Raw genomic sequence first — 12,229 nt, forward strand, 5'->3', positions numbered from 1 at the left:
CGAATGTCACGAGCGGGATACCCGGTCGACCCGTTGACTTGATACCGGCTGGTCGGTACTTTGTGGCGAACGTCACCGCTGCCTCACGCGGAGACATGACGGGTCCATCGCCGTGAAGGACACCATGATGATCATGAAATCCCTGCGCTCCCGGCGCTCCTTGGCACTGGTCGCCGCCCTGACCGTCGCGAGCGCCGGCCTCACCGCCTGCGGCGGCTCCGACTCCGACAGCACCGGCTCGTCCGACACCGCCCCCATCCGGGCGCTGCTCGCCGCTCAGCCGGCCACCCTCGACCCGATCGTCGGGGCGCGTTCCGCCCAGATCGTCTGGGCGACGATGCTCGAACCCCTGATCAACACCGGTAGCGACCTCGCCCCGGCCGACACCGGCCTGGTCACCGGCTGGACCCGCACCGACGCGACGACCTGGACGTTCAAGGTCCGTCCCGACATCAGCTTCAGCAACGGCGAGAAGGCGGACGCGGCGGCGGTGGCCAACACCATCACCCTCACCCGCGACAGCGCGGCCTCGCAGCTCAAGTCGTACTTCGGCAACGTCACCGCCATCGAGGCGCCCGACGCCACCACCGTCGTGGTGAAGACCAAGACCCCGCAGTACGACATCCCCGACCTGCTCACCACCGTCTACCTGGTGCCGCCGAAGTACTACCAGGAGAAGGGCTCGGAAGGCTTCGCCGCCGCACCCGTCGGCACCGGCCCGTACGTCTGGGCGGGCGGGAACGCCGGCCGGGACATCTCGGTCAAGCGCAACCCCGACTACTGGGGGACCAAGGCGACCAACACCGGTGTCACCTTCACCTGGGCCAACGAGGCCGCCCAGCGGCTCGCGCTGATCCAGAGCAAGAGCGTGGACGTCTCCTTCGACCTGCCGCCGGCACAGGCGAGCGCGGCCAAGTCCGCAGGCGTCAACGTGGTGAGCACCGAGACGGCTATCAAGATCATCGCCTTCCTCGACTCCACCAAGGCGCCGTTCGACGACCCCAAGCTGCGCGAGGCGGCGGCCCTGGCCATCGACCGCGACGCCATCGTCAAGGGAATCTTCGACGGCCAGGCGGTGGCCGACGCCGGCCTGCTCAACGTCAAGCCCGGCCAGCAGCCGACGCAGAGCGTGACCGCCGACGTCGCCAAGGCCAAGGAACTGGTCGGCGGGGCGAGCCCGACCGTGCAGATCACCTACCCGGCGGCCCAGTACACCAACATCGAAGAGGTCTCCCAGGCCGTCGGTGGCAGCCTGGAGAAGGCCGGCTTCAAGGTCAGCTACGTGCCGCTGGACTACGGCACGCTGGTCAAGCGGATCATCGGCCGCCAGGTGCCCGGCATCTCGATCTTCGCCGGGGTGCCGAACGTCGCCGTGCCGGACTACTTCGTCAGCGGCTTCATGAAGACGAAGTCGATCACCGGCAACTGCCCCGACCCGCAGATCGACACCCTCGCCCAGCAGGCCCTGGAGCAGGACGACGTCCAGCAGGCCACCCCGATCTACGAGCAGCTCAACACGATCGGCGTGGTCCAGAAGCACTGCTACGTGCCGCTGTACCGGCAGGTGTTCAACTACGCGAACGGACCCGGCGTCTCCGGCGTGGTGTTCGGCCCGCTGAACACCGTGGACTTCACGAAGACGACCCGCTGACGATGTCCGAGGTAGTGGAGACGGGGGTGCCGGGCGACCTCGCCCGGCACCCCCGCACCCCGGCGTCGGACCTCCCCGTGCTGGAGGTCGACGACCTCGTCGTCGAGCACCGCGACGGCGGCACCGGCTCGCTCTTCCGGGCGGTCGACCAGGTGTCGCTGCGCATCGCGGCAGGCGAGAGCGTCGCCGTCGTCGGCGAGTCCGGTTCCGGCAAGACCACGCTCGCGATGGCGGCGACCGGGCTGGGCCCGCGCGGCCGGGGCGACGTCCGGCTGCTCGGCCACTCGCTCTCGGCGATCAGCCGCACCCGGCTGCGGCGGCTGCGCCCCGAGGTGCAGGTGGTCTTCCAGGACCCGCACGGCTCGCTCGACCCCCGCCAGTCGGTCCGGTCCGGGCTGCGGGAACTACGCGCCCTGCAACCCGAGCGGACCTCCTGGATCGACGACGCCGACCTGCTCGGCCGGGTCCGGCTCGCCCCGGACCTGCTCGACCGCTACCCCCACCAGCTCTCCGGGGGCCAGGCACAGCGGGTCTGCATCGCCCGCGCGCTGCTCATGCGACCGCGTCTCATCGTCGCCGACGAACCGACCTCCGGCCTCGACGTCTCCGTCCAGGCCGACGTGCTGGCCCTGCTGCGGGAGATCCGGACCACCACCGGCGCGGCGCTGCTGATGATCAGCCACGACCTGGCCGTGGTCCGTTCGCTCTGCGACGTCGTGCACGTGATGCACCGGGGCCGGGTCGTCGAGGCAGGGCCCTGCGACCGGGTCTTCGGCGCCCCCGAGAACGACTACACCCGCGAACTGCTCGCCGCGATGCCCGGCGCGCGCTGGAGGTCCCGCCGATGAAGGCCAGCACCGTACGCCGCGTCGGCGGCCGGCTCGCGTCGCTGTTCGCCTCGCTGCTCATCGCGCTCAGCCTGGCGTTCCTGCTCGGCCGCCTCTCCGGTGACCCGACCGCCACCATCCTCGGCCCGATGGCCCCGCCCGAGCAACGCGAGGCGCTGCGCCACCAGCTCGGCCTGGACCTGCCCGTCGCCGTGCAGTACCTCGACTACCTCAAGGGCGTGCTCACCGGCGACCTCGGCCAGTCGTTGCAGTTCTACCAGTCGAACACCGCGATGATCGCCGACCGGCTGCCGTTCACCCTGCAACTGGTCGGCGCCGGGATGGCCCTCGCCCTACTGGTCGGCATCCCGCTCGGGGTGCTCGCGGCGACCCGGGAGGGCACCTGGTGGGACCGGGGCGCCTCCACCGTCGCCCTGCTCGGCCAGTCGGTACCGGTCTTCTGGTTCGGGATGATGCTCGTGGTGCTGTTCGCCGTACAACTCGGCTGGCTGCCCGCCGGGCAGTCCGGCAGCCCGAAGCACCTGGTCCTGCCCGCGCTCACCATGTCGGTCTACCCGATGGCGCACATCGCCCGGCTCACCCGGGCGTCGATGAGCGACGCGCTGGCCGAGCCGTACATCGACTCCGCCCGCGCCCGGGGGATCAGCACCCACCGGGTGGTGTGGCGGCACGCCTTCACCAACGCGATGATGCCGATCCTGACGATCGTCGTGCTCCAGACCGGCATCCTGCTCTCCGGGGCGGTCGCCGTCGAGTACGTCTACTCCTGGCCGGGGCTCGGGCAGCTCGCGTTGCAGGCCATCCAGTTCCGGGACTTCCCGTTGGTGCAGGCGATCGTCGTGTTCGGGGCGCTGGTCTTCGTCGTGCTGAACCTGCTCGTCGACGTCCTGCACTCGATCGTCGACCCGAGGGTGAGGTGACCATGAGCCAACTCGAACTGGACCCCGTCGCGGGCACCGTGCCGCCGCCCCGCCGGGCCGGCCGGCGCGGGCGTACCTCGGTCTTCTGGCTGGCCCTGCCGCTGGCGGTGGCCGCCGTCGGGGTGTTCGTGCTGCCGCTGACGGGGCTGCTGCCGGAGGGCGGTCAGGACCTCGCCGCGACCCGCCGGCCACCCGCGTTCCTCGCCGGCGGCAGCTGGGCGCACCCCCTCGGCACCGACAAGCTCGGCCAGGACCTGCTCACCCAGTTCGTCTCGGCCGGTCGGCTGACCATCGTGATCGGCCTGGTCGGCGCGCTCGTCGCGATCGGGCCCGGCACACTGCTCGGCCTGCTGGCCGGCTACTTCCGGGGTGGTGTCGACCGGGTCATCTCGATCCTCATCGACGCCCAGCTCGCCCTGCCGTTCATCCTGGTCGCCCTCGCCATCATCGCCAACCGGGGCAGCTCGCTGCCGGTGCTGTTCCTGGTGCTGGCGCTCACCGGCTGGGCGGTGTGCGCCCGGGTCACCCGGGCGGCGACCCTGGCGATCCGGGAACGCCAGTTCGTCATCGGCCTGCGCGCGGCCGGCGCGTCCGAACCCCGGATCGTCTTCCGACACGTCCTGCCCAACCTCGCCGGCACCATCGTGGCGCTCGGCACCCTCCAGGTCGGCACGGCGATCCTGGTCGAGAGCGCGTTGAGCTTCCTCGGCCTGGGCGTGGTGCCGCCGATGAACAGCTGGGGCTCGATGCTGGCGTCGGGCCAGGACGAGCTCAGTCAGGCCTGGTGGATCGCCTTCTTTCCCGGGCTCGCCATCACCGGGCTGGTGCTGCTGGTGAACCTGCTCGGCGACGCGCTGCTCACCCACCACGACCCGCGGAAGAGGCGGCGATGACCGCACTGCTGAAGCTCACCGGGCTGTCGATCACCGCCCGGCTCGCCGTCGACGAGCTGCGCCTGCTCGACGACGTCGACCTGGAGATCCGCCGGGGCCAGATCGTCGGGGTCGTCGGCGAGTCCGGCAGCGGCAAGACCACCCTGGCCCGCGCCGTCGTCGGCCTGCTCGACCGCAACGTACGGGTCGACCGGGGCAGCATCGCGGTCGCCGGTGAGCAGGTGGTGGCCCCCGGCGTCGACCGGACCGACCGGGTCCGGGGCAGCGCCGTCGGCATGGTCTTCCAGGACGCGTCGCGGTCGTTGAACCCGCTGATGAAGGTCCGCACCCAGCTCGCCGAGGTGCTGCGCCGGCACGTCCGGGGCATCACCCGGGCCGAGGTCGAACGGCGCTCGGTGGAGGTCCTGGCGCAGATGCGGATCTCCGATCCCGCCCGGGTGCTGGCCAGCTACCCCCACCAGCTCTCCGGTGGCCTGCGGCAACGGGTCGCCATCGGACTCGCCGTCGTCACCCGCCCCGCGCTGGTGATCGCCGACGAGTGCACCACCGCCCTGGACGTCACCACCCAGACCAAGGTCGTCGACCTGTTCCGCACCCTGGTCGACGAACTCGGCATCGGCCTGCTCTTCGTCACCCACGACCTGATGCTCGCCAGCGACCTGTGCGACCGGATCGCGGTGATGAGCGGCGGGCGGGTCGTCGAACAGGGCGACGCCCTGACCGTGCTGGACCAACCGCAGCAGGAGTACACCCGACGCCTGCTCGCCGCCATTCCCTCGTGGAGCTGAAGGAGAACCCGCGCCCCATGCCCGACCAGCCCGGCATCGACGCCTACGCGGCCTACCTCCCGGCGTACGTGCTCGACGACAACAGACTCGACCCGACCACGCCGCCGCGCACCGGTGGCCCCGCCCGCAGCGTCGCCGGCTACGACGAGGACGCCGTGACGATGGCCGTCGAGGTGTTGCGCCACGTCGCCGCCGACACCCCGGCCGGACGGCACCTGCTGCTGGCCACCACCAGCGCGCCGTACGAGGCGAAGACCTCGGCCGGGGTGGCGCACGAGGCGCTGGGGCTCGACCCCGGCGTCACCGCGCTCGACCTGCGCGGCCACCGGGCCGGCGCGTCCGCCCTCGACCTGGTGGTCCGGGCCGGCGCCACGGCGGCCCTGGCCGACGTGCGGACCACCCGCCCCGGCGCCCCCGACGAACTCGCCCAGGGCGACGCCGCCGCGGCGTTCGTCGGCGGTGCGCGGGCCGCCGTGCTCCTGGCCCGCGCCGGCCACACCACCGAGGTGCTGGACCGCTGGCGGCTGCCCGGAGAACGGCACGACCGGGTCTGGGACGAACGGTTCACCGCCGAGATCCTCGTCGCCGCAGGCCTCGACACCGCCCGCCGCGCCCTGGCCGAGGCGTCCCTCGACGCCGTCGACCAGGTCGTCGTGTCGTCGTCGAACCCGCGCGCCGCGACCGCGCTGCGCAAGGCGCTCGGCGGCACGGGGCAGGACGCGACCATCGAACGGGCCACCGGCTTCACCGGCGCCGCCCACCCTGGGTTGCTGCTCGCGGCGGCGCTCGACGAGGCGCAACCCGGCCAGACCATCCTGCTGCTGTCGGCCACCGAGGGCGCCGACGCGTTCGTCCTGCGGGTCGGCGACGGGGTACGCGTGGCCCGGGGCGGCCCCTCCGTCCGCGCGCAACTCGCCGCCCGCCAGCGCCTCGGCTACGGCCGCTACCTGCGCTGGCGTGGGCTGCTCGACGTGCAGGGCCCGGCCCGGCCGGCGGCCCCGGCCCCGGCGGCCCCGCCCATGCACCGCCGGGCCGGCTGGAAGTACCGGCTGGAGGGCAGCCGGTGCGACGCCTGCGGCCGGGTCACCACGCCGCCCGGTCGGGTCTGCGCGTCCTGCGGCATCGCCGGGTCGGACGCCGCGACCGGGAAGGTCTCGCTGCGCGACCGCACCGCCCGGGTGGTCTCGGTGACCCGGGACCACCTGACGACCATGCCGGAACCGGACGTCGCGATCGTCGTCGCCGACGTGGACGGCGGCGGCCGGCTCAGCGCGTACGCCACCGACGTGGCACCGGGCGACGTGGTGGTGGGCATGCCGATGACCCCCACCTTCCGCCGGCTCTGGACCACCGACTCGATCCACAACTACTTCTGGAAGCTCCGCCCGGCACCCGCCGACGCCGCGCCAGGGAAGGACACCGCCGATGGCCAGTAGGCGCACCACCCACGACGTCGCGATCGTCGCGATGGGCTGCACCCCGTTCCGGGACCACTGGAACTCCTCCGCCGACGACCTGCTCGTCGACGCCGTGCAGGAGTGCGTCGGGTCGCTGCCCGACGTCACCCTCGACGACGTCGACGCGTTCTGGGTCGGCACCCAGGGGTCCGGCCTGTCCGGGCAGACCCTGGCCCGACCGCTGCGGCTGACCGGCAAGCCGGTGACCCGGGTGGAGAACTACTGCGCCACCGGCTCGGAGGCGTTGCGCAACGCGGCCTTCGCGGTCGCCTCCGGGGCGTACGACATGGTGATGGCGACCGGGGTGGAGAAGCTCAAGGACTCCTCGTACTCCGGGCTGTCGGCGGTCTTCCCACCCGCCGACGGCACCGACGTCGACTGGACCGCGCCGGCCGGGTTCTCCCTGCTCGCCCCCGCCTACCAGGCGGCCTACGGGATCGACGAGCGGGAGATGCGCGCCGCGATGACCCGGGTCGCGGTGAAGAACCACGCAAACGGCGCCCGCAACGAACGCGCCCAGTTCCGCAGGGCCGTCTCCGCCGAGACGGTGGAACGGTCCCCCCGGATCGCCGGTCAGCTCGGCGTCATGGACTGTTCGGGCGTCTCCGACGGCGCGGCGGCGGCGATCCTGGTCCGGGCCGAGGACGCCCACAGGTACACCGACAATCCGGTCTACCTGCGCGGGATGAGCTTCGTCGCCGGCTCCGGGTCCGGGCTGGCCGCCGACGGCTACGACTTCACCACCTTCCCCGAGGTGGTCACCGCCGCCCGCGAGGCGTACGCGCAGGCCGGGGTGACCGACCCGGCGACCCAGATCTCGCTGGCCGAGGTGCACGACTGTTTCACCCCGACGGAGGTGGTGCTGATGGAGGATCTCGGTTTCTCCGCCCGCGGCAAGGCCTGGCGGGACATCCTCGACGGCCGCTACGACCCCGACGGGGCGCTGCCTGTCAACACCGACGGCGGGCTCAAGTCGTTCGGCCACCCGATCGGCGCGACCGGGCTGCGGATGATGTTCGAGTGCTTCACCCAACTGCGCGGGGAGGCCGGTGAGCGGCAGGTGCCCGACGCCCGGTTGGCGGTGGCCCAGAACCTCGGTGGGCAACCGGGCTCCTGCGTCGCGTTCGTGGCGGTCCTGGGGAACGAGCGATGAGCGCCCGGGTCACCCTCGACGGCCGGGTCGTCGTCGTCACCGGGGCGGGCAACGGCATCGGTCGGGCGCACGCCCTGACCCTCGCCGCGCACGGCGCGTCGGTGGTCGTCAACGACCTCGGCGGGACGGTCGACGGCTCGGGCTCCTCCGGCGCGGCCGATCAGGTGGTGGCGGAGATCCGCGCGGCCGGCGGCACCGCCGTCGCCTCGACCGACTCGGTGGCCACCGCCGCCGGGGGCGCCGACCTGGTCGGCCGGGCGATCGACGCCTACGGCCGGCTCGACGCCGTGATCCACAACGCCGGCATCCTGCGGGACCGGACGCTGGCCAAGATGACCGACGAGGACGTCCGCGCGGTGCTCGACGTGCACCTGGCCGGCGCGTTCCACGTCCTGCGCCCTGCCTGGCCGCACCTGGTCGCCCAGGGGTACGGCCGGATCGTGCTGACCAGTTCGTCGTCCGGCCTGTTCGGCAACTTCGGCCAGGCCAACTACGGTGCCGCCAAGACCGGCCTGATCGGGTTGATGAACGTGCTCGCGCTGGAGGGCGCCCGACGGGGCATCCTGGTCAACGCGATCGCGCCCACGGCGGCGACCCGGATGACCGAGAACCTCCTGGGCGAGTTGACCGACCGGTTCGACCCGCAGCACGTGGCCGCGGTGGCGACCTTCCTCGCCTCGGAGCAGTGCCAGCTCAACCGGCACATCCTCACCGTCGGCGGCGGCCGGGTCGGGCGGATCTTCCTGGGCGTCACCCCCGGCTGGTACGGCGGGACCGCGCCGGCCTCGCCCGACGACATCCTCGACGCGGTCGACGAGATCTGCCGACTCGACGACTTCATCGTGCCGGACAGCGGCGCCGACGAGGTCACCCTGATCCAACGGGTCCTCGGCGGGCCGTCCGGACCGTCCGCCTGAACCGCGCGAACCCCATCGGAAGGCAGGCATCATGCCGGTCAGCGAAGTGCACCACGTGGCCATGACCGTCTCGGACGTCGACCGCGCCGCGGACTTCTACGAGCGGGCCCTGGGTTACCGCCGGACGCTGCGTACCGACGTCGGCGGGCCGGGGATCGAGGTGTCGCTGGGGTTGCCCGCCGGCACCACCGGCCGGGTCCAGTACCTCCAGGGCCCCAGCCGGGTCGGCCAGCTCGAACTCATCGAGTGGAACGGCGTCAAGACCCGCACCGCCACCGCCGGTCACCTGGAACTGGGCACCTTCCTGCTCAGCTTCGAGGTGCCCCTGGACGAGTTGGACGCGCTGCACCGGCGGCTGACCGACCTGGGCGCGGAGTGCCTGTCCGCGCCGAACCGGGTGCTGCTGGACAACTACGGGTACATCACCGCCTTCGCCGCCCGGGACCTCGACGGCAACCTGCTGGAGTTCGTGTCGTTGCCGTCCCGGGAGGAGATCCTGGCCCGGCGGCGGGGGAGCGTCGACTGATGGCCGGCAGCAACTTCACCGAGACGCTGCGCCGCCAGGCGTTGCGCCGCGCCGACGCCGAGGCCCTGGTCGACGGGTCCGCCCGCTGGACGTACGCGGAACTCGACGCCGACGTCGACCGGCACGCCGCGGCCCTGCGCGACGCCGGCATCGCCGACGGCGACCTGGTCGGGGTGCTGGGGCGCAACACGGCCACCTACGTCATCGAGTTGTTGGCGCTGAGCCGGCTCGGCGCGATCTCGGTGCCGCTGAACTGGCGGCTGCACGTCAACGAGCAGGCGTACGTCCTCGACCAGGCCGGCGTCACCGGCCTGCTCTACGACGACGACTTCGCCGCCGACGTGGACCGGCTGGCGGCCGGCACCGGGCTGCGGACCCTGGTCGCCAACGGGAAACTCGTCGTCGGTGACGCCCGGCGGCTGGCCGACCTGCTGGCCGGTCAGCCACCCGGTGTCCGGGTCGCCGACGCCGACAAGAGCCCCGCCGACGTGCACCGGCTGCTCTACACCTCGGGCACCACCGCCCGCCCCAAGGGGGTGGTGCACACCTGCGGGAACCTCACCGCCAACCACTTCGCGCAGGTCCTCGAACTGGAGTTGACCGCCGCCGACCGGATCCTCGTCTCCGCCCCGCTGTTCCACGTCAGCGGGCTGGAGGCGCCGGGGCTGGCCACCTTCGTGGCCGGCGCGACGATGGTGCTCACCCCGACGTTCAAGCCGACCGACATCGCCCGGATCGCCGCCGAGGAACGGATCACCGGCCTGGTGCTGGCCGCCCAGATCCTGTTCGGGCTGCTCGACCTGGACGACCCGCCGGACCTGGGGTCGCTGCGCTACCTGCTCTTCGCCGGTGTCGCGCCGAGCGTGCGGCAGGAGGTGAAGCGCCGGCTGCCGCACGTCCGCCTGATCGACACCTTCGGCATGACCGAGCTGTGCAACGGGGTCTGCTATCTCGACGCCGCGCACGAGCAGAGCAAGCTGGGCGCGCTCGGTGCGCCGTTCCCCGGGGTGCAGATCCGGATCGTCGACGAGCACTTCCGGCCGGTCGGCCCGGACGTCGAGGGGGAGATCATCGTCCGGGGGGAGAAGGTCTCGCCCGGTTACTGGAACGACGACGAGGCCAACCGGCGTACCCGGCGTGACGGCTGGTTCCGCACCGGCGACGTGGGGCGGATCGACGCCGACGGCTACCTGTGGTTCGTCGACCGCCGGGCCGACCTGATCAAGTCCGGTGGGGAGAACATCGCCAGCGCCGAGATCGAGCGGGTCCTCGCCCGGCACCCCGACGTCGCCGAGGTCGCGGTGATCGGGGTGCCCGACCCGCGGTGGGACGAGGTGCCCAAGGCGTTCGTCATCCTGCGCCCCGGCGCGACCGGCACCGCCGAGGAACTGCGCGCGCACTGCCGGGCCGAACTGGCCCGCTACAAGGTCCCCCGGTACGTGCAGCTCGTGACGACGCTGCCGCGCAACGACTCCGGCAAGGTGCTGAAGAAGGCCCTGCGCGAGGCGGAGACGGCCCGGTGAGCACCGCGAACCTCGCCGCGATGCTGGCCGGCAACGCCCGCCGGTTCGCCGACGCCGACGCGCTGGTCTTCGAGGGTCGCCGGTGGACCCACCGGCAACTCGACGACGACGTCAACGCGCTGGCCGCCGGCCTGACCGCCGAGGGGGTACGCCGGGACAGCCGGGTGGCGATCGTGGCGGACAACGTCCCCGAGTTCCTGATCCTCTCGCTGGCGCTGGCGAAACTCGGCGCGGTCTTCGTCCCGCTGAACTACCGCCTCACGGCGGGGGAGTTGGCCCGGCTGCTGGCGCACGCGCGGGTCGGGGCGGTCGCCACGGTGCCGGAGTTCGCCGCGCTCACCACCGCCGCGCTCACCGACCTGCCGGGCGTACGCCGCTTCGCACTGGAACCGATCGACGACGGCTGGACCGACCTGCGGGCGCTCGTCGCGGCGCACCGGGGCGCGCGGGTCGCCGACGCCGCCCTCGACGACACGGCCCTGCAACGGATCGTCTACACCTCCGGCACCACCAGCCTGCCCAAGGGGGTGCTGCTCACCCACGGCAACGTGAACAGGAACATGCACGCCCAGATCGTCGAGCTGGGGCTCCGGCCGACCGACCGGATCCTCAACGTCGCGCCGCTCTACCACGTCGGCGGCACCGACCTGCCCGGCTACGGCATCTGGCACGTCGGCGGCTGCATGGTGCTGCACCGCCGCTTCGTGCCGGCGGCCGTGCTGCGGGCGATGGAGGGCGAGCGGGTCACCGGCATGGTGCTGGCGGCGACGATGCTGGACATGGTCCGCCGCGAGGCGACCATCGTCGGCGCGGACCTGTCCTCGGTGCGCTGGCTGATCTTCTCCCAGGTCACCCCGGCGCTGTTCGCCGTGGCCCGGGGGCTGTTCCCGAACGCCCGGCTGATCGAGGGGTACGGCCTCACCGAGACCTGTAGCGGGCTGACCTACCTCGATGCGGCGCACCAGGAGTCCAAGCAGGGCTCGGTGGGTCTTCCGGTGCCGTGGGTCCAGGTCCGGGTGGTCGACCCGGACGGCAACGACGTGCCGGTCGGCGAGAACGGCGAGGTGGTCGCCCGCGGGCCGAAGGTGAGCCCCGGCTACCTCGACGATCCGGTGGCGACCCGGGCCGCATTCCGGGACGGCTGGTTCCACACCGGTGACATCGGCTGTTTCGACGCCGACGGCTACCTGTACATCCGCGACCGGCTCAAGGACATGATCCGCAGCGGCGGGGAGAACATGTCAAGTGCCGAGATCGAGAACGTGCTGGCCGACCATCCGCTGGTGCTGGCCGTGTCGGTGGTGGCCGCGCCGCACCCGGTGTGGCAGGAGGTGCCGGCCGCGTTCGTGGTCGCCCGCCCGGGGCTGACCCCCGAGGCGCTGATCGCGCACGCCCGCCAGCGGCTCGGTCGGTTCAAGGTGCCGAAGGAGGTCTACCTGGTGCCGGAGTTCCCCACCAACCCGTCCGGCAAGGTGCTCAAGCGGACCCTGCGGGAGCTGCGGTCGACGCTGCGCCCGGACTGGACGTACGACGAGGCCCGCCGCGACTGAGGC

Annotated in this window: 11 protein-coding genes; all 11 read left to right on the forward strand. The window is 72.5% G+C overall.

Annotated features, from left to right (window positions below; genetic code table 11):
- Positions 1–133: 133 nt before the first annotated feature.
- From OHQ87_RS06855 to OHQ87_RS06905, 11 genes are read left to right on the forward strand one after another with little or no spacing between them, the layout of a single operon-like run.
- Positions 134–1,651, forward strand: coding sequence for an ABC transporter substrate-binding protein (locus OHQ87_RS06855; RefSeq protein ID WP_328345995.1), 1,518 nt, complete (start codon positions 134–136; stop codon positions 1,649–1,651).
- A 2-nt stretch (positions 1,652–1,653) separates the two neighbouring features.
- Positions 1,654–2,499: an ABC transporter ATP-binding protein gene (locus OHQ87_RS06860; RefSeq protein ID WP_328345997.1), complete on the forward strand. Its 846-nt coding sequence runs from the start codon at positions 1,654–1,656 to the stop codon at positions 2,497–2,499.
- Positions 2,496–3,419 carry an ABC transporter permease gene (locus tag OHQ87_RS06865; RefSeq protein WP_328345999.1) on the forward strand — a complete coding sequence of 308 codons (924 nt, stop codon included), beginning with the start codon at positions 2,496–2,498 and terminating at the stop codon, positions 3,417–3,419. The genes OHQ87_RS06860 and OHQ87_RS06865 overlap by 4 nt, the downstream gene beginning before the upstream one ends.
- A 2-nt stretch (positions 3,420–3,421) precedes the next feature.
- The gene (locus OHQ87_RS06870; protein ID WP_328346001.1) at positions 3,422–4,312 is read left to right on the forward strand and encodes an ABC transporter permease; all 891 of its coding nucleotides are present in this window, start codon (positions 3,422–3,424) and stop codon (positions 4,310–4,312) included.
- Positions 4,309–5,100, forward strand: coding sequence for an ABC transporter ATP-binding protein (locus OHQ87_RS06875; protein ID WP_328346003.1), 792 nt, complete (start codon positions 4,309–4,311; stop codon positions 5,098–5,100). Before OHQ87_RS06870 ends, OHQ87_RS06875 begins: the two co-directional genes overlap by 4 nt.
- Positions 5,101–5,117: 17 nt before the next feature.
- Positions 5,118–6,536 carry a zinc ribbon domain-containing protein gene (locus tag OHQ87_RS06880; RefSeq protein ID WP_328346004.1) on the forward strand — a complete coding sequence of 473 codons (1,419 nt, stop codon included), beginning with the start codon at positions 5,118–5,120 and terminating at the stop codon, positions 6,534–6,536.
- Entirely contained in the window at positions 6,526–7,710 is a 1,185-nt protein-coding gene (locus OHQ87_RS06885) for an acetyl-CoA acetyltransferase (RefSeq protein ID WP_328346005.1), read from the forward strand. The genes OHQ87_RS06880 and OHQ87_RS06885 overlap by 11 nt, the downstream gene beginning before the upstream one ends.
- Positions 7,707–8,627 (forward strand): SDR family NAD(P)-dependent oxidoreductase, encoded by a 921-nt coding sequence (locus OHQ87_RS06890; RefSeq protein ID WP_328346006.1) that lies wholly within the window; start codon positions 7,707–7,709, stop codon positions 8,625–8,627. The genes OHQ87_RS06885 and OHQ87_RS06890 overlap by 4 nt, the downstream gene beginning before the upstream one ends.
- A 31-nt stretch (positions 8,628–8,658) precedes the next feature.
- Positions 8,659–9,153, forward strand: a complete 495-nt coding sequence (locus tag OHQ87_RS06895; RefSeq protein ID WP_328346008.1) for a VOC family protein — start codon at positions 8,659–8,661, stop codon at positions 9,151–9,153.
- On the forward strand, positions 9,153–10,676 hold the full coding sequence (locus OHQ87_RS06900; protein WP_328346010.1) for a class I adenylate-forming enzyme family protein: 1,524 nt from the start codon (positions 9,153–9,155) through the stop codon (positions 10,674–10,676). The genes OHQ87_RS06895 and OHQ87_RS06900 overlap by 1 nt, the downstream gene beginning before the upstream one ends.
- Entirely contained in the window at positions 10,673–12,226 is a 1,554-nt protein-coding gene (locus OHQ87_RS06905) for a class I adenylate-forming enzyme family protein (RefSeq protein WP_328346012.1), read from the forward strand. Before OHQ87_RS06900 ends, OHQ87_RS06905 begins: the two co-directional genes overlap by 4 nt.
- Positions 12,227–12,229: the final 3 nt, after the last annotated feature.

Source organism: Micromonospora sp. NBC_00421, from assembly GCF_036017915.1.
GTDB lineage: Bacteria > Actinomycetota > Actinomycetes > Mycobacteriales > Micromonosporaceae > Micromonospora.